The organism is Pseudodesulfovibrio piezophilus C1TLV30 (genome assembly GCF_000341895.1).
In the GTDB taxonomy this organism is placed as follows: Bacteria; Desulfobacterota; Desulfovibrionia; order Desulfovibrionales; family Desulfovibrionaceae; genus Pseudodesulfovibrio; species Pseudodesulfovibrio piezophilus.
In genome coordinates this window covers 3,357,206-3,377,375 of sequence record NC_020409.1, presented here as the reverse complement: position 1 = coordinate 3,377,375, position 20,170 = coordinate 3,357,206, and the positions used below count along the sequence as shown (strand labels likewise).

Annotated in this window: 18 protein-coding genes and 2 tRNA genes; 7 read left to right on the top strand and 13 right to left on the bottom strand. The window is 51.9% G+C overall.

Annotation, left to right across the window (positions count from 1 at the left end; translation table 11 throughout):
* Positions 1-75: 75 nt before the first annotated feature.
* The 6 genes from BN4_RS15600 to BN4_RS15570 all read right to left on the bottom strand — a co-directional run bounded on the left by BN4_RS15600 (position 76) and on the right by BN4_RS15570 (position 3,444).
* Positions 76-150, bottom strand: a tRNA-Val gene (locus tag BN4_RS15600).
* Between the two features lie 130 nt (positions 151-280).
* Complete coding sequence (locus BN4_RS15595; protein ID WP_015416375.1) at positions 281-1,000, bottom strand: DVU0298 family protein; 720 nt, start codon at positions 998-1,000, stop codon at positions 281-283.
* Between the two features lie 109 nt (positions 1,001-1,109).
* Positions 1,110-1,727: a tetratricopeptide repeat protein gene (locus tag BN4_RS15590; protein WP_015416374.1), complete on the bottom strand. Its 618-nt coding sequence runs from the start codon at positions 1,725-1,727 to the stop codon at positions 1,110-1,112.
* Between the two features lie 19 nt (positions 1,728-1,746).
* Positions 1,747-2,112, bottom strand: coding sequence for a hypothetical protein (locus BN4_RS15585; protein WP_015416373.1), 366 nt, complete (start codon positions 2,110-2,112; stop codon positions 1,747-1,749).
* A 3-nt stretch (positions 2,113-2,115) separates the two neighbouring features.
* Positions 2,116-2,925, bottom strand: coding sequence for a YkgJ family cysteine cluster protein (locus tag BN4_RS15580; protein ID WP_015416372.1), 810 nt, complete (start codon positions 2,923-2,925; stop codon positions 2,116-2,118).
* 330 nt (positions 2,926-3,255) lie between these two features.
* Positions 3,256-3,444, bottom strand: coding sequence for a ferredoxin (locus BN4_RS15570; protein ID WP_015416371.1), 189 nt, complete (start codon positions 3,442-3,444; stop codon positions 3,256-3,258).
* 293 nt (positions 3,445-3,737) lie between these two features.
* On the opposite strand from BN4_RS15570, the gene BN4_RS15565 reads away from it, so the two are divergent.
* Both BN4_RS15565 and BN4_RS15560 read left to right on the top strand, forming a co-directional pair.
* Positions 3,738-4,940 (top strand): aminopeptidase, encoded by a 1,203-nt coding sequence (locus tag BN4_RS15565; RefSeq protein ID WP_041720470.1) that lies wholly within the window; start codon positions 3,738-3,740, stop codon positions 4,938-4,940.
* Positions 4,941-5,077: 137 nt separating this feature from the next.
* A complete protein-coding gene (locus tag BN4_RS15560) occupies positions 5,078-7,039 on the top strand; it encodes a molybdopterin biosynthesis protein (RefSeq protein ID WP_015416369.1) in 1,962 nt (653 codons plus the stop codon).
* Between the two features lie 34 nt (positions 7,040-7,073).
* Here BN4_RS15560 and BN4_RS15555 read toward each other — a convergent pair whose 3' ends face one another.
* Positions 7,074-7,601, bottom strand: a complete 528-nt coding sequence (locus BN4_RS15555; RefSeq protein WP_015416368.1) for a tetratricopeptide repeat protein — start codon at positions 7,599-7,601, stop codon at positions 7,074-7,076.
* Positions 7,602-7,687: 86 nt separating this feature from the next.
* On the opposite strand from BN4_RS15555, the gene BN4_RS15550 reads away from it, so the two are divergent.
* The 4 genes from BN4_RS15550 (at position 7,688) to BN4_RS17370 (ending at position 12,421) form a co-directional block, all read left to right on the top strand.
* Positions 7,688-9,442 carry an aldehyde ferredoxin oxidoreductase family protein gene (locus tag BN4_RS15550; protein WP_015416367.1) on the top strand — a complete coding sequence of 585 codons (1,755 nt, stop codon included), beginning with the start codon at positions 7,688-7,690 and terminating at the stop codon, positions 9,440-9,442.
* The gene (locus BN4_RS15545; RefSeq protein ID WP_015416366.1) at positions 9,439-10,611 is read left to right on the top strand and encodes a class II aldolase/adducin family protein; all 1,173 of its coding nucleotides are present in this window, start codon (positions 9,439-9,441) and stop codon (positions 10,609-10,611) included. The genes BN4_RS15550 and BN4_RS15545 overlap by 4 nt, the downstream gene beginning before the upstream one ends.
* A 72-nt stretch (positions 10,612-10,683) precedes the next feature.
* Positions 10,684-11,577, top strand: a complete 894-nt coding sequence (locus BN4_RS15540) for a CPBP family intramembrane glutamic endopeptidase (protein WP_015416365.1) — start codon at positions 10,684-10,686, stop codon at positions 11,575-11,577.
* 151 nt (positions 11,578-11,728) lie between these two features.
* Complete coding sequence (locus tag BN4_RS17370) at positions 11,729-12,421, top strand: TylF/MycF/NovP-related O-methyltransferase (RefSeq protein ID WP_015416364.1); 693 nt, start codon at positions 11,729-11,731, stop codon at positions 12,419-12,421.
* A gap of 279 nt (positions 12,422-12,700) precedes the next feature.
* Here the strand turns inward: BN4_RS17370 and BN4_RS15530 are convergent, their stop codons facing one another.
* Both BN4_RS15530 and murA read right to left on the bottom strand, forming a co-directional pair.
* Complete coding sequence (locus BN4_RS15530) at positions 12,701-12,856, bottom strand: rubredoxin (RefSeq protein WP_015416363.1); 156 nt, start codon at positions 12,854-12,856, stop codon at positions 12,701-12,703.
* A gap of 123 nt (positions 12,857-12,979) precedes the next feature.
* Positions 12,980-14,236, bottom strand: coding sequence for a UDP-N-acetylglucosamine 1-carboxyvinyltransferase (murA, locus tag BN4_RS15525; protein ID WP_015416362.1), 1,257 nt, complete (start codon positions 14,234-14,236; stop codon positions 12,980-12,982).
* A gap of 69 nt (positions 14,237-14,305) precedes the next feature.
* Here murA and BN4_RS15520 point away from each other — a divergent pair.
* Positions 14,306-14,381: transfer RNA gene (locus BN4_RS15520), tRNA-His, on the top strand.
* Here BN4_RS15520 and BN4_RS17580 read toward each other — a convergent pair.
* From BN4_RS17580 to selA, 4 genes are all read right to left on the bottom strand, one after another.
* Positions 14,360-15,175 carry a lipid-binding SYLF domain-containing protein gene (locus BN4_RS17580; protein ID WP_162138619.1) on the bottom strand — a complete coding sequence of 272 codons (816 nt, stop codon included), beginning with the start codon at positions 15,173-15,175 and terminating at the stop codon, positions 14,360-14,362. The genes BN4_RS15520 and BN4_RS17580 overlap by 22 nt on opposite strands.
* Positions 15,176-15,206: 31 nt before the next feature.
* Entirely contained in the window at positions 15,207-17,114 is a 1,908-nt protein-coding gene (gene selB, locus BN4_RS15510; protein WP_015416360.1) for a selenocysteine-specific translation elongation factor, read from the bottom strand.
* A gap of 254 nt (positions 17,115-17,368) precedes the next feature.
* A complete protein-coding gene (locus BN4_RS15505; protein ID WP_015416359.1) occupies positions 17,369-18,754 on the bottom strand; it encodes an aminopeptidase in 1,386 nt (461 codons plus the stop codon).
* Entirely contained in the window at positions 18,751-20,169 is a 1,419-nt protein-coding gene (gene selA, locus BN4_RS15500; protein WP_015416358.1) for an L-seryl-tRNA(Sec) selenium transferase, read from the bottom strand. The genes BN4_RS15505 and selA overlap by 4 nt, the downstream gene beginning before the upstream one ends.
* Between the last annotated feature and the right edge of the window lies 1 nt (position 20,170).

The window sequence follows — 20,170 nt, the reverse complement described above, 5'->3', positions numbered from 1 at the left end:
CAAGCTCCTTTCCCGAATGTGTCGGAAGCATAAAATAATGAAAGGGAGGCACAAGGCCTCCCTTTCGGGGATTTCTGGTAGGCGCGGAGGGATTTGAACCCACGACCCTTTGCACGTCAAGCAAATGCTCTCCCCCTGAGCTACGCGCCTTCTCGTTGAAGCGGAGTGCAAAGTATATTTGAGGCGTCATCTTGTCAAGCAACTTTATTAAAAAAAATCATTTTCCTGCATTCCTCATTCTGTCTCACAAAAAGAGCACAGCCCACACACCTCGGACACACTACTCTGCCAAGGGTTTCTGACAGCCGGACGTGTTCAGTGCATCGAGAGCTTCGGAGACCATCTGCCCTACTGAAACATCCCTCAACTCGCTATTCTGGAAAGTACGAATCTCCTCGGGATCATTTTTCAGCGCTACAAGCTTCGCCTTCGCCGCCTTTACCCCAAGCACTCCAAGGGTCCAAGCAGCATAGGCTCGGTTGTACGGATCGACTTCATCCAGAGCCATCATCACGAAACGCTCCCCGTGCGAAACAAGTCCAGGTCGCACTCCCGCAAGACGTGCCAAGCCCCAAAAGACATCACGACGCAGCTCGGGATGGTCAAGAAAGTTGCCATCACATTCCTCATCACAAAAGATATAGGAAACAAAAATCTTATGAAATTCTTTGGCTATTCTTTCGTTTATGACCATAGCTTCGGCCATGAAATGAGGAATTCCCCATCCTAGATTGCCGGACTCCTCATTCATATACCACATACAGGTCCGCATGAGGACACGAGCCTTTTCCATGGATGCTTCAGCCATTCTTCCAGCCGTCAAGCCAAATGCCGTGACCGCTCGCCACCTCACCAGCTCGTTCCTGTCCAAACGCAGGGAAAAAAGTGGGGGGACTAAAACTCCCGGAGGAAACTCTTCCAATTCTCCCAACCTCTCCTTCCACTCTGTATCGACCAACAGGGCACGAACATCTTTTTTAACACGGCGAAATCGAGACATGAGAACTCCCTGGGTCAGATATCAAATCACTCCAGCCACAAAAAAGGGGACCCCAACGGAGTCCCCTTAAATATAATCACCTTCACGGCGAAAGCAACAGGAATAGTTCCTATTTTGACTCTATTTCTTTTTTCAATTCCGGCTCCACGTCAAATCCGTACTCTTCTGCTTTTGCAAGACACTTCTTGGCATCTTCCCATTGCTCGAAGTGGGCATCGACAATAGCTTTATTATTCCAGGCCGGGCCAAAATTGGGAATCTTATCGAGAATCTTCTTGAGCAATTTATCTGCTTCCTCGTAATCCCCCATACTGATGAAGAGAGAAGACATGGTTGCCTGGGCCTGAATGAAATCGTGATCGAGCTTCAAAGCCTTTTTCAGTGCCAGATGAGCCTTGTCCAGATCGCCTAACTGCAATTGGACAAACCCGATATTTCCCCAGGGAACGGCAAAGAAAGGACGCTCCTGAGTGGCGCGGATGTTGTAGTTCAAGCACCCTTCAAGATCACCTCGTTGCAGAGCGATGCCACCGAGCTGCACGTATCCTTCAGCCATTTTCGGAGAATTCGCCACAGCATCCAGAAATTCGCGTTCTGCTTCGACAAAGTCGCGGCGAGACAGGTAGGCTACGCCCAGATTATAGTGGGTATTGCCGCAGCTGGGGTTGTTTTGCAACTTGCCCTTGAGATCGGAGATATAGTCGTCAATGTTATCGAAATGTTCCATGGCGTCCTATTCCTTGGTGTTATGGCGTAAGGCCGTGTTTTCTCATATGCTCCGCGTACCACAGACAATAGTCATAGATGGGGCGGACTTTTTCGAAGTTCATCACGAGCATGACATTGAACTCGTTGACGGCATCGATATATTCCTGATTCTTGTGCTTCCCGCTTTCCCTCACAAAGAGATGCGATAGCTGATCCGAGGTGTACCCGGACTTGTCCTGTCGGATATCGATGGGGTCAAACGGAGCCTGAAAAGGGTCCCAGTTCTCATATCCCATACGGTCAACGAACTTGCGCCGCCGTTTGGACATTTTTTCATACATGTACCGCTTGCGCGCTTCTATTTCTTCCCGTGGGAGATCTTCGAAATTTTCGATGTTGGCCATGACTTACTTGCCGCCGAGCACGACGGTCTTGGTCTCGCAGGTCTCGCAGGCTGATTTGCTTTCAGAACAGGATGCACAGGCATCACTTTCAGCGGCATCAGGCGCTTTGATTCCCACGGCTGGCTTGGTCGCTTTCTCGGGGGGCGCCCCCTCGGTCGCAGCCTCCTTCTGTACGCCAAGATACGCTTCGTCATACTCGGTCACCAGTGCCATGGACAGTGGCAGCAGCATCTCGCCCAGCTCCTTATAGCGGCTGTTGACACCCTTTTGCAAATCACGCCCAATAGCAATAAGCTTGTCAATGACGATATCCATATTCACAGTGGGATACTTCTCACCACCCTTGAATCCGGCCTGATTGCAGGTATGAGCTTCGCCGCCTATGGATGTCGGCACCCCATAGAGACGGCATGTGATGGGCCGAAAATCATAGATGGCGCACAGATTGTCATCGCCTAACATGGGGCAGCGAACACGAGCCTTGGAAACCTCCATCAGAATTTCCGAAGCTGAACGCCCTTCCTGGCTCGCCCTGTAGACGCGACGTTTCAGTTTGTGAATCTGTCTATCGGCCTGGTCGGCACGTTCCATGATGACGCTTCGTTCGAGACCCGAGAAATTTTCATTGAATTTTTTATTAATAAAAATGGCTTCAGGCAAGGTGATATCAAACAGGGCGTAGCAACAATCGCTGCACCCCTTACCACATTTCACCAATTCACCCATCTCGGTTTCAAACTTCTTGAAGACTGCGTCCACATCTGCGACCACGGCTTCGTACCTTTCAAAATATTCAGTAAAGTCAAGCGCCATTCTCTGCTCCTGGTCCTGCTTAAGCGTTGCGGCTCGGCCGCGGTGGTGTTGTGCTTGGTTAGATAAGTCGCAAATCGGGGCCGTCAACAGGGTGACTGCGAAAAAGGAGAATTCGGCCTTGGAGAGGAGGTCTGCGAGAGTCTCAATGAAATTCAGGCTGTCTCAAGAGGCTCAAAGGGGACGTTCTCGCACCTGGTCGCATCCCCGGAGCATTCCAGGACCGCGTCCAAAATCGGGGGAGGTCACATTCGAGCCGCTCGGGCCAGCCGGAAAAAATGGAAAGGAGCAACGAGCGGACCCGCTGCTCCTGAACCATATCGAGAAGTAAGACTAGTTCTCTTCGATGGTGATAGCGTCAGATTCGCAAACCTCGACGCAAGACTCACAACCGAGACATTCGTCTTCGTTCACTGCAACGGCTTTGCCGTCCTGAAGTTCGTAAACTTCAACAGGACAGACATCAACACATTCGCCGTCGCCGGTACATTTGTCGTTGTCGATAGTGATAGCGTAGCCCATTTTTTTCCCTCCAGAAAATGATTTGGGATGCCTGCAATTTACAGGCTTGTTTTACTGTATCGTTTCCGATGATTTCCATTGGTGCACAATACAACAAATTATTATACGATTCCGGCCAGGAAGACCGGGCACGAATTTGCTGATATATACTCCCCAGCCCTGTGTCAAGCCGAGAAATGCATTCTCATCGATGCCATGAACCGAAAGCAAATACATGGGAGTTGTGATCATTGCCCGACTGGTTTAACCTGCGAGGCCTGACCCCGCGAACTTTTATGAAGACAAGGATAGACATGTTCACAAAAGAAGAATTGAAAAAATATGCCGAGACCCTGTGGTGGGGACTGTCCACCGCCCGAACCAACCCTTATCAGCCAGGTGATTTCATCCTGCTTCGTTTCGATACGGATGCCCTGCCCCTGGCCGAGGTCATGTTAGATCTGCTCATCGAAAAAGGAATGAATCCTGTTCCAAGACAAAACATGACCTCTCAGATGGAGCTTTCTTTTTACGGCAAAAGCAACGATGCCCAATTGACGAGCATCCCCGCCGGAGACAAGGAATTCATGGGTGGCCTGAATGGACTCATCTCCCTTATCTCGCCCGCATCGCTGACTCATCTCCAGAGTGTTGATCCCAAACGCATAGGCACTGCGGCCGTAGCCAGAAAATTTATGCGCGACATCATGGAAAAGCGTGAACAGACCGGCGATTTCGGATGGACCTTGTGCATTTACCCCACCAAGGCACTGGCCGAATCTGCCGGATTGTCCATGGAAGAATTCAAGCGGCAAGTGGTCAAGGCGTGTTTTCTTGATGACGAAAACCCACCCGCCCGGTGGGAGCAGATATTTGCCGAGGCTGAGAAAGTCAAAGCGTGGCTCAACGCACTCGACATTGAGCATCTCAACATCAAGAGCAAGCAGACAGACCTGATCGTCGTGCCTGGTGAGCAACGCCGATGGTTGGGTGTTTCAGGTCACAATATCCCGTCCTTCGAAATATTCCTTTCCCCGGACTGGCGCGGCACCGAAGGAATCTATTACGCGGATCAACCATCATTTCGTTCCGGAAACTATGTCGAAGGCGTCAGGTTGACCTTTGAAAACGGTATTGCCGTCAAGACAGAAGCCAAGGCAGGCGATGAGTTTGTCGCCAAACAACTGACTCTGGATACAGGCGCCAATCGCCTGGGAGAATTCTCCCTGACCGATCGCCGCTTCTCCAAGATCAGCGCATTCATGGCCAACACTCTCTTTGATGAAAACTACGGCGGCGAACATGGCAACTGCCACGTTGCGGTTGGTGCATCGTATGCGGACACATACGCCGGTGATCAATCCACGCTGGATGAAACGAAGAAAAAAGAACTCGGTTTTAATGACTCTGCACTGCATTGGGACCTGGTCAACACCGAACCCAAAACCGTCACTGCCACGCTGAAGGGTGGGAAAGAACTCATCATCTACAAAGATGGAGAGTTTCAATACGAATAGCATCACGAGGAAAGTCCCCTTTCGCGAGGGGACTTTTTACTCATCCCCACCCACTCAGGACGACACAACTTACTGAAATGACTCTTCATACGAACAAGACCATACGAATTAATCACGGCACGATTGGGGTGTAACGCATGTCTGACCGAAATATTTATCTTAAAACAATTCCACCGGAAGAAGCCGTACAACGAGCCAAGGAAGCCTTGAACCGAGGCACCCTGCTGACGACTGAGGTCATTCCCACACATGAAGCGTTCAATCGGGTGACCGCTGCCCCTGTTATCGCCCGTTACTCCTCTCCGACTTTCCACTCAGCCGCCATGGATGGCATTGCCGTCAGGGCCGAATCCACTTTCATGGCTCGCGAAGACAGCCCAACCGAACTCAACCACGACGATGGATTCGTGTTCGTCAACACAGGCAATCCCCTGCCCGAGGGCATGAACGCGGTCATCATGATCGAAAATGTGACCCAGAAAGACGAAGTCACAGTCCTCATAGACAGCCCGGCCTTTCCCTGGCAGCACATTCGCCGCATAGGAGAAGACATCGTCGCCACCGAACTCCTCATGCCACAAAACAGGAAACTGACACCAAGCGACCTTGGTGCGCTCCTGTCCGCAGGTATCTACGAAATTGAAGTTGCTGAAAAAATTAAAGCGACATTTCTTCCGACAGGCGATGAGGTCTTGAATTTCCTCGATAAACCAGCTCCACAGGCAGGTCAGGTTATCGAGTCCAATTCACAGGTTTTCAAGGCCTATGCCGAATCCTGGGACATACAGGCCCAGTGGAGTTCCCCGGTTCCCGATGATGAGGAAACACTTCGCGGCAGGGTTCTCGACTGCCTGGAAGCCGGAGATCATATAGTGGTCGTGGGTGCCGGCTCCAGTGCCGGGAGTAAAGATTACTCCAGACGGGTCTTTGAATCCATAGGTTCAGTCCTTGTTCACGGTATCGCTGTCATGCCGGGAAAGCCAACTCTGATTGGCATCACCGACGAACGCAGCGGCCATCCAGGACGTTTACTCATAGGAGCGCCAGGCTATCCTGTTTCAGCCATCGTGTGTCATGAAAAAATTCTTGCACCGTTGGTTGCGTGGCTTCAGGGAGGCTCCCCTGTCGAACGAATGACCACCCCCATCACACTGGCTCGAAAAACCCCTTCAAAGGCAGGGATGCGAGAGGCTCTTCGACTTGCTGCGGGCCGTATCGGCGAGTCCATTGTTGGTGCGCCACTGGCGCGCGGGGCGGGGATGATCACCACCATGACCAAGGCCCAGGCCGTTGCCTACATCCCGGAAGACGTTGAGGGAGTGGAAGCAGGCGAAACGATCAATGCCGAACTTCTCGTTCCCAAAGCGGAATTGGACCGGGTTCTGGTCCATGTGGGGAGCCATGACAACACGCTTGATCTTCTCGCCAATGAGTTGATGGGCATGGCTGACCCGATGCGTCTGGTCTCCAGTCATGCCGGTTCCATGGGCGGCCTGACTGCGCTCAAATCTGGCTCCGCGCTCTTTGCCGGGGCACACCTTTTCGACCCAGTCAGCAACGACTTCAACTTTCCCTTCATTGACCGTTACCTCAAAGGGATTGATGTCACAGTCATCAATCTCGCCATCCGTCACCAGGGATTGATTGTCGCCAAAGGCAATCCCCTGGACATCAAGGGTATGGAAGACCTGACCAGGGAGGATGTGATTTTCATCAATCGTCAGCGTGGTGCCGGTACCCGGATTCTCCTGGATCATCATCTCAAAGGAGCGGGCATCACCCCTCGTGACGTCCGGGGATATGACAATGAAGAATTCACGCATATGGCCGTGGCTGTCAACGTCCTTACCGGAGCCGCCTCCTGTGGTCTCGGCATCTATGCAGCCGCCAAGGCGCTTGACCTCGACTTTGTGCCTTTAGCCCATGAGCGATACGACTTGCTGATTCCGAGTATTTTCATGGAAGATGAACGGATTCAGACCCTTATGACCTTAATCCGTTCAAAGAGTGTCCAAGAGAAGATAGCCAGACTTGGCGGATATGAAGTCCCCTTAACCGGGCAGATCATGGAACCGGGGATCGGATTGGGTCAATCCTGATTCACTCCTTGATTCCTTCTGGTATGAAAAAGACTCAGCCGACGCCATCCCCAGCCTCGTCAATGGCTTTTTCCACGGCAAGAGCGATGGTTTCAGGCGGATCAAGGATTCCCTGCTCCATCATACCGAGCTGCAAGTTCAATTCTCGCTGCACCGGCACGGCCTGAGGATTAAAATATTGCCTCCATAAAGCGGTAGCCTTTTCCGGCCTTTCAAGGCGGACAAGCGTCAGCCCAAGATAGAGAAGTGCGTCCTTGTATTCCCTCTGGATTCGAAGAGTTCGCTCGAATTCCAGCTTTGCCTGGCGGTATTTGCCGACCTTGTACAGACACACTCCACATCGGTAGCGAACATCTGCATCATTCTTATCACATTCGATGCATTCCTTGTATTTAAGGCGGGCGTGTTCCCACTGCCCGTCAACATACAGAGCATTGGCCTGCTTGATGGTATCTACAGCCTCGGCGGTCGAAGCCGTGGGACCATCGGACTTTTCATTCTTGATGCGCCGTACGGCTCCGAACAGGAAATTACGACGGGACTTGTCTATCTTCTTTGCCATGAGGCACCTCCGGTGCGCCAGAATACCCATTTCATTCACCGGGTCAACCTGTTGCCTTTTCAAAGGGTTCATGGGAATCTTCCGTCATGAGAAGCTCCCTTAGCGGATGGACCGGCAAGGTTCTCCATCTCGACCTGAACACATGGCAATCAGTCATTCAGTACCCAGCCCAAACGCTCTACGAGCGATGCCTTGGAGGCAGGGGACTGGCCGGATATTTCATGCGATCGGCCTGCACATGTGAGCCGGATCACCCCGACCTTCCCATCCTCATTTTTACCGGCCCACTGTCCGGCACCATGACGCCTACCTCCGGTCGTGGGACAATAATGTCCCGCTCCCCTCTCACCGGTGGAGTTTTTGACTGTTCCGTGGGCGGGAATCTGGCTACTCGGCTCAAGCAGGCGGGGTGGGATGGTCTTGTGATCACCGGAAAAAGCGACATCCCCTGCGGCATAGAAATCCGGGATGATACCGTCCTCATCAGAGACACGGAGTTCTGGGGCGAATCATGCGATCATGTTTGTTCTCATCTGCAACATGACACATCGACATCAGTGGCGGTCATCGGACCCGCCGCTGAGAATGGGGCGAGAATAGCCTCCGTTCTCGTCGACCGTTTCCATTCCGCGGGACGGGGTGGACTCGGGGCTATCTGGGCTGCCAAGAATCTTAAATACCTCTCCGTTACGGGAACCGGAACAGTTTCGGTCCATGACACACAGGCGTTGCAAACTGCGTGTGACAATATTATTCGACTCACTGCCGCATCTCCATTCCTCCTGGGAAAACATGGTATCGCCAATCATGGAACAGCAGCTCTTTATGACCTCATTGATGCCCGATGCATGATGCCCACGGACAATTTCAGAGCGACCAGATCCCCCCACGCACAGGACCTCAACGCAGCTGCGTACCACCGCTTGTATGCACCACAAGCACACGGCTGTGCAGGGTGCCACATCCGTTGTAAAAGAGTCGCGAAAGACGGTAGAGCCATCCCTGATTTCGAGGCCATGTCCCATTTCACCGCTCTTCTTGGCAACGAGGACATCGAGACGTGTATGCAGGCCAACGAACTCTGTCGCACTCTGGGGCTGGACCCTCTTTCAGCCGGGAGCACACTTGCCTGCTTCCGGGAAATCTCACAGGAAAATTTCACACCACGTACCTTGCTTACAGCGCTTCACGATATGGCGCATGGAGGACCACTTGGCCTCGGCTCATTGGATTTTGCCGAATCCTGTGGCAAGGCAACGATATCCATGACGGTCAAAGGACTTGAACTGCCAGCTTACGATCCTCGTGGAGCCTACGGCATTGCCTTGGCCTATGCTATCAACACACGCGGAGGTTGCCACCAACGGGCATATCCCGTCAGCCATGAAATCCTCCGCAAACCAGTGGCAACAGATCGATTTTCCTTCAGTGGCAAAGCCCGAATGATCAAGATAGCCGAAGATCAGAATGCTGTTATCGACTCTCTCGGGGTCTGCCGATTCACCTTTGTGGCAGCAGGGCTTGAGGAATATGCCGCAGCATATACGGCAGTGACCGGGGTACCGATGACAGGAAGCGGGTTTGGCGAAATCGGAGAGCGTGTTCTTTACAATGAACGTATCATGCATACCCTGAACGGTTTCGATGTTTGCGACGATGATCTGCCGCCCCGTTTTTTTACCACGCCGGGAGCATCCGGCAGCGGCATTCCCCTCCCCCCTCTTGATAGGCAGGATTTTCTGGAAGCCCGCAGAAAATACTACTTCATTCGCGGTCTGGATGATCATGGCAAGCCGACGCAAATGAAGGCCCGCACCCTTGGGCTGGAATTGAAGCAATGAAATCCCTCTGTGACAAATTCGCTCGTAAATTGGTAACACAAAGGCTCAGTCTCCCCGGCAGCCCAATCATCGGCGGACTAGATGCCGAGCTGGAATGGAACCGTCAAGCACCAGTCTGCGACGAACTGACAAAACTTTTTGCGCTCATGCCCATCAACTCACTGGTTTTCGCCAAACCGGCCGAACCGTATGCTCTCATCATCGATTTTCTGGCAACCAGGCATCAGGAAACCATTTTCCCGGAAGATACCGAAACCCGTACATTCCTACACGACATCCCGATTTGTCGCGACTTCTCGGCCAGAGCGCTTGCCACTGCCCTGAGCAAACGCAAGGCTGTCATCATCCCGGGACATGGACTTATTTCCAGCGGTACGGTCAGCCCGGAACAAGGCTTTGTCTTTTATTCATCAACTCTTTTCGCCTGCTTTGTCCTTTTTTTCTCCGAATACCTGAAAGCGGCCAGGCAAGGGACTCTCGATGAGTCCTTCCGGGATTCTTTCAAAACAGTCGTCAACCTCCTACGCCCACCAAGAACTCTCGCACCAGACCTTTTCGTGGAAAGACCAAATACCGAAAAAAACATTTTTGCCGCCATGACGGAAGCAGGACGAGCAGTGGTTGACTACGGGTTGGTTGACTCCTTTTTCGGCAATCTTTCATACAGGCTGGGGCAGACAGTCTACATAAGCCAGACAGGAAGCTCCCTCGATGAACTCGAAGGATGCATTGACCCATGCCCTATGGACGGGAGTACAACCCATGGATTGACCGCTTCTTCCGAACTCTCGGCACACGAAGACATCTACCGACTTTCCAAAACGCGCTGTATTCTTCATGGACATCCGCCATTTTCAGTCATCATGTCCATGGACTGTGATCGCCTGACATGTGCAAACAAGGGACAGTGTCACGTACTCTGCACGGAATGCCGAACAATGGATGGCATTCCCATTGTCCCCGGCGAGGTCGGTACAGGCCCGACAGGACTCTGTAACACTCTTCCCCCTGCCGTACTCGCTTCCGGGGCCGCCATTGTCCACGGACACGGAATCTTTACGACGGGAGCACACGATTTTAATGAAGCTTTTGCGACCCTTCTGGACATTGAGAACAGGGCGAGAGCACGCTATTTCGAGACCCTCGAAAAGTGGGATGCCATCCCCTGACCTCACCAGACCAGAGTATGCCATTGATCCCCTGAGTAGACGAACTCCGGCCGGTCAGGTAAGAAAAACGCCATGTGCACCGCGCTGAAAAAAAATTCACAACTGGTTCCGATCATATGGTTTCTTGCCCTGACATTTGGCATGACCTACGCCGTGGAGATTTCCCTCATCTGCAACGGGGTTCGGTTTGACAATGACTTCATACAACTGTCGCCGACCATTGCCCTGCTTGCAGTCATGTGGATTCCTGGAGTCTCTGCACTCTTTGTAACCACGGTCATCGAGCACACGCCCCTGGGTTCAATCGCCGAAGCTTTGTGGCTCAAAGTCACCTCAATAGCACCATACGTGGTGACGCTATTCCTGATCCCTGTTGTTTTTGCTGCCATGTATGGATTGAGTTGGGCATTGGGACTGACAGCACCGGACATAAGCATGAGCGGCCTGACAGAAGCCACAGGCAGTTCTGAATCAATAACTGTTTCAACGCTTTTTGAAGTCATGCTGCCCATGTCTATCATTATCGGCCCTTTCATTAATTTCACTTTCGGCCTCGGAGAAGAAATTGGATGGCGGGGTTTTCTGCTCCCCCGACTCATGGGGCTTGGGCGGATCAAGGCGCACTTCTGTCTGGGGATCATATGGGGTCTATGGCATGCCCCGCTCATATGGGCGGGCTTCAACTATCCCGGATTTCCAGTGACCGGAATATTCCTGATGTGCCTGCTGTGCATAGCCTTCGGACTGTTCCTCAACGAGATGACTCTTCATTACAAATCCACCCTACTGGCTGCCTTTATCCATGCAGCAGCCAATGCCCAGGGATATGGGATCTGGGGATGGCTGTTTCCGGACACCTCTCCACTCCTTGGTGGAGGGAGCGGTCTGACCGGAGTTTTGATATGGAGCATCACCGGATTGATGACATTTTTTTTCCTCTCCAGATTTTCCAGCCCAAAAGCGTAAAACTCTTCATAGCCGATTTCATTTACAATCCTGGTTTCTTATAGGAAAGCTCCGTTCCGCGTCGACTATACTGGCATACGGATTGCTATATGCAAAACGATACAGAAAAACATGTCATACTTATGTCACATCAAGGACGCGGAGGTTTTCCATGCACAGTGCGCACGAGCACCCCAGGCAGAATATCACCATTGTAGGCACCAATGATCCACAGCCCCTGGAGAACTGTTATTATACCTGCCTTCGCCGCAGAATGATCGAGGAACAGGAATACGAATACCCTCTCCTGGAATATGATTACCGTGACCGAAGAATTCTTTACGAATACAGCCACAAAACCATTGTCCGCAATGCTCCTATCGATTTTTTCGAATTCGGTGTTTTTGAAGGCAATAGCTTTCGCCAATGGATGCAGGTCAACACCCACGCGGATTCACGATTTTACGGGTTTGACAGTTTCGAAGGACTCCCGGAACAGTGGCACGCAGGGGGGATGGAGAAAGGCCACTTTTCCACACAAGGTCAGACTCCCAGTATTTCGGACTCGCGAGGCCAGTTTATCAAAGGATATTTCAATCAATCCCTCATCCCATTCCTCCACCATTATGAACGAAAGAATAGAATGGTCATCCATGTCGATGCCGATCTCTGTTCTTCAAGTCTCTATGTGCTGATGACCATGGACCCCTTTATCAAACGAGGAACATTAATCGTCTTTGATGATTTCGGTCCTGCCGATGAATATGCCGCATTCTACCATTATACATGCGCATGCTCCCGACAATGGAAGATAGTGGCAGCCCGAGGGGACCACCACAAACTCGCCGTGGTGATCACCCAATAAAAACTCTGCATGAAAAAAGGAAAGCCCCCTGACAAGGGGGCTTTTTCTTGAAGTTCTTTCATGGTTGCCGAGAGCCAAGGCTTCAGCCAAAGGAGTTCTGTTTGTTCCAATGTTGCCTGACAACACTACCGATTCAGAGAATCTCAAGTTGGTTTGGCGTTGATTCGAAACATTCCTTTGTTGTTAATTCAATTATACGCCCACAAAGATGTTTTGCAAGCTTTTTTTCCACTCTTGTTGGGTCACTCCCAAGACGGGCCACACACCAAGGACAAGCGGTTACACTTTCTCGAAATATTCCTTTTCCGCACCGCACTGAGGGCACACCCAATCATCAGGCAAATCCTCAAAGCTGGTCCCTATCTCAATATTATTTTCCGGATCACCTTCAGCAGGGTCATACACGTAACCGCAAGGGCATTCCCATTTATCCATAGTACATATCCTCCATTATAATGTCATAAGCAAAGCCAGTTTAACAGAGAAACGATCAAGGACAACCCTTTTGTTGCCACGACACGTCCTCCCCAAGCAGAGAGTCTCAACCCAGGTGCTCATCTAGCCATTGACACGCCTGATCCTGGCTCCCACACCGGAAAGCTTTTCCTCGATATTCTCATACCCACGGTCAAGATGATAAATTCGTTCCACTGTCGTGCTGCCACTCGCTGCCAGTCCCGCCAGAACAAGCGAGGCACTGGCCCGGAGGTCTGAGGCCATGACCGGCGCTCCCATGAGCTTACCCACTCCCTTAACCATCGCAGTCCGCCCTTTGAGACGGACATCCGCACCGAGACGAACCAATTCCAGCACATGCATGAATCTATTTTCGAAAATCTTTTCTTCAATAGTCCCCGTGCCCTGCCCAAAACACATCAAGGCCATGAGTTGGGCCTGCATATCTGTCGGAAAACCGGGATGCGGCAAAGTTGTCACATCGACGTTGGTCAGCAATCCATTCTCTCTGCGAACCAGAACATACCCATCTTTTTCCTGAACCAGGACACCCATTTCACGCAATTTGGAATTCACGGCATCGAGGTCAAGGTATGGGCAGTCCTGAATCTCCAACTCACCACCGGTAATAGCCGCAGCGACCATATAGGTACCAGCCTCAATCCGATCCGGCATAACGCGATACTCGCACCCTTTCAGAGCAGTCACCCCTTCAATCGTTATCACGCTGGTCCCCTGACCGGATATTTTGGCACCCATTGCATTAAGGAAATTGGCGAGATCAACGACTTCCGGTTCCCTTGCGGCATTTTCCAGTGTGGTGGTCCCATCAGCCAGGCATGCGGCCATGATCAGATTTTCCGTTCCACCTACCGTGGGAAAATCGAGGGAAATATGAGCACCCTTGAGACCTCCGGGGCACCGGCCGTTGATGAACCCCTCGGTAATCTCAAAAGTCGCTCCCATCCGTTCCATACCACGCAGATGCAAATCCACAGGCCGCGCGCCGATGGCGCACCCTCCGGGTAGGGCGACTTTCGCCTCACCCAGATGAGCAAGCAAAGGACCAAGGCACAAGACCGATGCACGCATGGTCTTGACCAGCTCATAAGGAGCTTCAGGCTTTAGCCCAGTACAGGTCGATGTCACTTCATTGACATCAAAGCTCGTTTCACATCCAAGTATATTTAATAATTTCAAAGAAGTATGAATGTCAGCCAAGCGGGGAACATTGCTCAGACGCACCGTTCCCTCTGCCAAAAGACAGGCCATCAAAATGGGAAGAGCCGCATTTTTCGCGCCACTGACCTGAATTTTCCCATGTAATGGGATGCCACCTTCAATAATAAGTTTATCCATGTGTTACCTTTTTCTTATTCTTTTACTTGACCGTAGAGGAATCCTTCGCTAGTAAACTTCCCTCACACGGTGGGTGTAGCTCAGTTGGTAGAGCACTTGGTTGTGGCCCAAGTGGCCGTGGGTTCAAGTCCCATCACTCACCCCAAGTGATCCCGTCAAGGACGAAACTTCGGTTTCGTCCTTTTTCGTTTTTATCGAATCATCCTCACGCAATACAGAAGATTCAGCCGTGCCAAGCAGATCAAGGAGCGTGCGCGCACCTTCAGGGAGCACACTGGTGCCGAAGAGAATTGCTTCGGGATTCCCATCTTCCACTCCATGGTAGGCTGCGTTGAGGTCTTGGCGAGTTGACAAGCCACCACCGGACAGACTGACTCCGGCATACATACCTTGAGTCTCTCCGACGAAAACAACCTCGCCACTTTCGAAAAATTCCGGAGTCCGATTGAATTGGTATTCCTTATCAATCAATATGACCGAAGCCTGCCCCTGCAAAGTAGCCCCGGTTTCAAGGACATAGTGCACATCCTCTTCATTCATATAAAAAATGATGCCGGATGTTTTGGTTATCCCAGCTTGAAGCCCAAGACCGCCAGCCCCTTTGGCAAAAAAGAGCGGCCCTCTCCAGCCCTGCTCAGACCGAACCAGCATGACAGCGTTGCCGCCACCCAATGAGTACAAAAAGCTGACGCTTCCCCACTCAGGCAGAATCACAATGCCTTTGGCTTTTGCGACAAGGGCGGCAATCAGCTCTTTTTGTTCGCCCTCAAGCTCTCCTCGTACGGTTTCCGTGGCAGAATCGACCAAGGCCTGCCCAGCGGCGACCGCTTTCAGCCCAACGAATTTCCCCGCACACCCGACCGCGAGAGTCGAAAACGAACAAAGCAGAAGAAGAGAGCACAACACTCCAAGAGGAGAAGATATACACATACGCTTCATAAGCATGGCCTAAAGGGACTCCCTTATCGTGTCAAGACCGTTTGCGAAAATGCCTGACGTCTCCGACTCGGACCGTCAATTTTTCCTTGTCAAAATATTCGAGCATGGGGATTAGATATTTCCGCGACAGACCGGTCATATCTTTAAAGTCCGGGGCAGACATTTCCTGATGCGTTGCAAAAAAATCGACAATCTTTTCCTTGAGCACAGTCACTGCCGGGCCGTAAGAATACATGTCATCCTTAACGCGAACCAACAGCCCCTGGTCCTGAAGCAACCGAAAAACCGGCGCAGCCTGTTTGAAATCCATACCCAGCGGCTTCAGCACGTCTTTCAGATTCGGCGGTGTCGCCCCTCCCTGCTCATATGCGGCGAGAATGGTTTCACGGACCTTTTCCTGATCCGATGCGAGGGAAACCTTGTGCCCTTTGAGTCGAAGAACCTCCTGCTCCGCGACCACATCCCCCTTCTTGAGTAGCCGTTCAAGCAGAAAGTGAAAAAGCTTGGGAGGCAGGTCCCGTCCCCAGGATGAGGCGAGTTGGCCGCGCAGAATTCCCGGCTTCATGGAATCATTGGCGTGAAAATCAACCAGGAAACGCACCAGCTCATCACTCAGGTCCTGAGCCAGAACCCCACCCGCATAACGTCGCGAGTCCTTATCGAACAAGATGGCCTTTTGTTGACCGTTGAGGACACCGAGAGTCTTTTCCAATGCCTTTGATTCAAGATTGGTCATCGTCAGCAACTCGCTGAAAGTCAATCCGTCGGCCCCGGCCAACTCCAGTTGCGTCGCAGCGACTTCTTCAGGGCTCTCGCTCGTCAACATTTTGAGACTTTCCACTGCGTCGGAGAACCGCTTGACGGCATGTCCCACGGGACCGATAATCCGACCACCGGCAAATGCCCGCAGGGGAGAAAAGGAGCGAAGGACGATTTGATCACCATAAACACCGGCAAGGGGGGCCGCGAAACGAGCCTGGCAGACAGCGGTCTCCCCCGGTTGAAGCTCCTCTCTATCCAATAGATAAATTCGGGCCAGCACCTCTCGTGCACCATGGTGAAAATGAATTTCCCGGCGATGTTTAAGCGGAATATGCGATGATTTGAGGACAGTCAGTTCAATGTCCCACACAGTGGACGGAAAGAGGGTGCCGGGACGGGCAAGAACATCGCCACGCCGGATATCATCAACCTCCAAGCCATGCAAATTGACCGCAGTTCGACGCCCTGCCTGAGCGGTCTCCACGGTTTCACCATGAGATTGCAGGCTCCGTACTTTGGTTTCAGTCTTTTGAGGATACAGGAGGATATCCTCTCCCACGGAAAGAGAACCGGATATCATCGTTCCGGTTATGACCGTCCCATGTCCTTTCATCGTGAAGACACGATCCACCGGAAGACGAAAAAGGTCCGAACGACGTCTTGGCTTGAACTCGGCAATCAGTTCACGGATGGCATTCTTGAGTGCATCCAGCCCTGCCCCGGTGTGGGCTGAGACCTGCACTATGGGCGATCCACCCAAAAAAGTCGGCTCAAGGTATTGAGCCACCTCTTCTTCCACCATTTCCAACCACTCGGCATCCACCATGTCTGCTTTTGTCAGAGCGACGACCCCTGTCGTCACACCAAGCAGTTGACAGATTTCCAGATGTTCCCTCGTTTGAGGCATGATCCCCTCGTCTGCCGCGATAACCAAAGTAACGAAATCCACGCCAGTGGCTCCGGCCACCATGTTTTTGACAAATTTTTCATGCCCCGGAACATCGACGATACCCAGCCGATTCCCATCTCCGAGATCCATGTGGGCAAATCCCAGCTCTATGGTAATGCCTCGTTTTTTTTCTTCAGAGAGTCGGTCGCAATCAATCCCGGTAAGCGCTTTGACGAGAGTCGTTTTACCGTGGTCGATATGTCCCGCGGTTCCCATGATAACAGGCATGTATATGTGTCCCTTCTTTCAAGAAATAAATGTTCTCAGTATGAGCTTATGCATACTAGTTGAAATCAGCCACGGCCACAAGAAGCCGCCTCTCCCTCTCTGACAGGCACTCGGCCATCACACACAAAAGGCCGGTCTTCCAAGGCGAAGAGCATCTTCAAATTGCCCGATGCACTTGCATCCCGCTCCCCTTTCATGAAAAAAGCCACGGGAACACATTCCCATGGCCTTGGCATCACGAATCCAACATTCGCCTAATTTTTCAAGAATTCCCTAAAAGCCAGTGTGCAGGCATAGATATCAGCTTTGGCTGCCAACTCGAATGGGGAATGCATCGACAAAACCGGCACACCGACATCAATGACATCCATACCATAGATGGCAAGGAATTTGGCCACAGTGCCACCACCGCCCACATCAACTTTGCCCAATTCAGACATATGCCAGGGAATACCCGCATCATCAAAAATTCGGCGGAGCCAACCAATAAAGTCAGGATGGGCATCATTGGCACCGACCTTTCCACGGTGGCCCGTAAACTTGTTGAAACATGGGCCATAACCAAGACGTGCCGCATTGAGCGGTTCATAAACATCTTTGTAATCAGGGTCCATGGCGGCAGAAACATCAGCGGACAAGGCAGACCCATTCATCATGACACCTGACAAACGGGCACCCGGCTCCCAAGCATCAAGCAACTCTTCCATGCAGTATTCAAAGAAAAGGGACTTGGCACCGGTCGCGCCGTCTGAACCGATTTCTTCCTTATCCCAAAACAGAACAATCTGCGCATACTCCGGCTGAGTCTCTTCCAGCAGAGCCTCCAGGCCGCAAAAAACACTGGATCGGTCATCCTGCCCGTAGGAGCCGATGACAGCCTCGTCCAACCCCACATAACGGGCTGGGCCTGCCGGAACCGCCTGCACTTCCGCGCTCAGGAAATCGGCCTCATCAATGCCGTATTTTTTATTGAGCAACTCCAGCATCTTCCGCTTTACCGGAGCCACGATGGCGTCATCATCCTTCTTGCCCGTCTGGACAGGAGAGTGTCCCATTATCAGGTTGAGCTTCTCCGCTTCAAAAGCGTCTTCAACCTTCTTGACCACTTCCTTGTATGCAAGGTGCGGCAGCAGATCCGTCACGGTAAAGACAGGATCACCCGGATCCTCTCCGATGCAGAGAGTGACCACTGTGCCATCTTTCTTGACCACCGTCCCATGCAAAGCCAGTGGAATCGTCAACCATTGGTACTTCCGAATCCCTCCATAATAGTGGGTCTTGGCAAGGGCTATATCCAAGTCTTCATAGAAAGGGCGTTGTTTCAAATCGAGACGGGGACAATCGGCATGGGCACCAATCAGACGGAATCCCTCACTTAACGGCCGTTTGCCCTTGCGAGCCAGAAAACACGTCTTGTTCCGGTTGAAACGGTATGCCAATGGAGCTTTGAGATCATCCACGAAACCAGCTTTCTGAACCTTTTCACGGACATAATCCATGACGAGACGCTCGGTTTTGCATCGGCTCAGAAAATCAACATACCTGTCAGCAAGTTGGTCCATGGCCTTGATATCCTTCTTGGACGTGTACACATCCCAAGCGGATTTTGGTTCATATTCAAGAGAATCTTTCTTACTCATGACATTTCCTTCCTATTCAGGGCTGTCACGGCCTGCCCAAGGGCTGAAGCCGCGAGTTTGAGTTCGTTTTGAGCCAATGTGCGAGGATCAAGCACCAACAGATCATCTTCAATACGGGCCACCAACGGTGGATTCGTCTCAAGCAATGCCGTGCGTAAGGCCTCAGCCGAAAGGCCTTCGACATGGAGCGTCACCATGGTTCCGGGTAGATCGTATTCAGGAAATGCCCCTCCGCCCACACGGGAAAATCCTTTACGCATGGACACCTGAGCCAGATCGCCCAGTTCGCTTCGCAATCCGTCACCGAGTCGACGCGCCTTGCTTTTGAGCGACTCTTGCGAAGCGGTTATCATCTTCAGTGTCGGTACTTTTTTACGCGCTTCGCCCATATCCAGATACAACCGCAAGGTCGCCTCCAGCGCAGCCAGAGTCATTTTGTCGATACGCATGGCACGGTTGATCGGATTCTTTTTGATCCGATCGATATACTCCTTCCGCCCGACAATGATACCCGCTTGGGGACCACCCAAGACTTTGTCGCCGGAGAAAGAGACGACGTCCGCCCCCTGGGCCACTGTTTGCTGGACTGTCGGTTCACCAAGCAACCCCTCGCCTTCCAGAGCATACAGAGTTCCGCTCCCGAGGTCTTCTATGACCGGGAGATTATACCTGTCTCCAAGTGCGCGCATTTCCTGCAACGTCACTTCCTTTGTGAAACCGACAACCCGAAAATTCGATGTGTGGACGCGCATCAACGCCCCCGTCTCATCATTGATGGCGTTCTCGTAATCATGGACATGTGCCCGATTGGTGGCACCGACCTCGTGCAAAACCGCACCGGATTTAGTCATAACATCTGGAATGCGGAAAGAGCCGCCAATCTCGACCAATTGTCCACGGGAGACGATGACCTCTTTTCCCTTGGCCAGAGTCTCAAGCATAATGAATACAGCGGCAGCATTGTTATTGACCACCAATGCAGCTTCAGCACCCGTTATGTCACAGAGTATTTTTTCCACATGGGAATAACGACTGCCCCGCAACCCTGTCGCAAGATCAAATTCGCAATTGGAATAATGCCCACACGCCTCGACCACGGCCTCAATGGCTGTTTTCGCCAAAAGAGAACGCCCGAGATTTGTATGAACGACCACTCCGGTTGCATTGAGTACACGGCGAAAGTGAGGCCGGGACTTGGCCCTGACATAGGCAAGCAATCGAGGCTTGAGAATGTCTAATGCAAGGTGCTCTTGGTCGGTAATGACCCCGCTGCGGATCTCCTCTCGACAAATATCGAGAAATGCCCCGGCATGCTCCTTGATGAGAGGACGAGGCAGAGACGCAATATCCAGATCGTCAGTCAGAACGCCGAGGATATGATCCATGGCTGGCAGATGTCGAAAGAGTTGGCTCATG

Excerpts from the sequence above, each read along its gene's own strand:
- BN4_RS15595 (WP_015416375.1), bottom strand. The coding sequence starts at position 1,000 with ATGTCTCGATTTCGCCGTGTTAAAAAAGATGTTCGTGCCCTGTTGGTC.
- BN4_RS15590 (WP_015416374.1), bottom strand. The coding sequence starts at position 1,727 with ATGGAACATTTCGATAACATTGACGACTATATCTCCGATCTCAAGGGC.
- BN4_RS15585 (WP_015416373.1), bottom strand. The coding sequence starts at position 2,112 with ATGGCCAACATCGAAAATTTCGAAGATCTCCCACGGGAAGAAATAGAA.
- BN4_RS15580 (WP_015416372.1), bottom strand. The coding sequence starts at position 2,925 with ATGGCGCTTGACTTTACTGAATATTTTGAAAGGTACGAAGCCGTGGTC.
- BN4_RS15570 (WP_015416371.1), bottom strand. The coding sequence starts at position 3,444 with ATGGGCTACGCTATCACTATCGACAACGACAAATGTACCGGCGACGGC.
- BN4_RS15565 (WP_041720470.1), top strand. The coding sequence starts at position 3,738 with ATGTTCACAAAAGAAGAATTGAAAAAATATGCCGAGACCCTGTGGTGG.
- BN4_RS15560 (WP_015416369.1), top strand. The coding sequence starts at position 5,078 with ATGTCTGACCGAAATATTTATCTTAAAACAATTCCACCGGAAGAAGCC.
- BN4_RS15555 (WP_015416368.1), bottom strand. The coding sequence starts at position 7,601 with ATGGCAAAGAAGATAGACAAGTCCCGTCGTAATTTCCTGTTCGGAGCC.
- BN4_RS15550 (WP_015416367.1), top strand. The coding sequence starts at position 7,688 with ATGAGAAGCTCCCTTAGCGGATGGACCGGCAAGGTTCTCCATCTCGAC.
- BN4_RS15545 (WP_015416366.1), top strand. The coding sequence starts at position 9,439 with ATGAAATCCCTCTGTGACAAATTCGCTCGTAAATTGGTAACACAAAGG.
- BN4_RS15540 (WP_015416365.1), top strand. The coding sequence starts at position 10,684 with ATGTGCACCGCGCTGAAAAAAAATTCACAACTGGTTCCGATCATATGG.
- BN4_RS17370 (WP_015416364.1), top strand. The coding sequence starts at position 11,729 with ATGCACAGTGCGCACGAGCACCCCAGGCAGAATATCACCATTGTAGGC.
- BN4_RS15530 (WP_015416363.1), bottom strand. The coding sequence starts at position 12,856 with ATGGATAAATGGGAATGCCCTTGCGGTTACGTGTATGACCCTGCTGAA.
- murA (WP_015416362.1), bottom strand. The coding sequence starts at position 14,236 with ATGGATAAACTTATTATTGAAGGTGGCATCCCATTACATGGGAAAATT.
- BN4_RS17580 (WP_162138619.1), bottom strand. The coding sequence starts at position 15,175 with ATGAAGCGTATGTGTATATCTTCTCCTCTTGGAGTGTTGTGCTCTCTT.
- selB (WP_015416360.1), bottom strand. The coding sequence starts at position 17,114 with ATGCCTGTTATCATGGGAACCGCGGGACATATCGACCACGGTAAAACG.
- BN4_RS15505 (WP_015416359.1), bottom strand. The coding sequence starts at position 18,754 with ATGAGTAAGAAAGATTCTCTTGAATATGAACCAAAATCCGCTTGGGAT.
- selA (WP_015416358.1), bottom strand. The coding sequence starts at position 20,169 with ATGAGCCAACTCTTTCGACATCTGCCAGCCATGGATCATATCCTCGGC.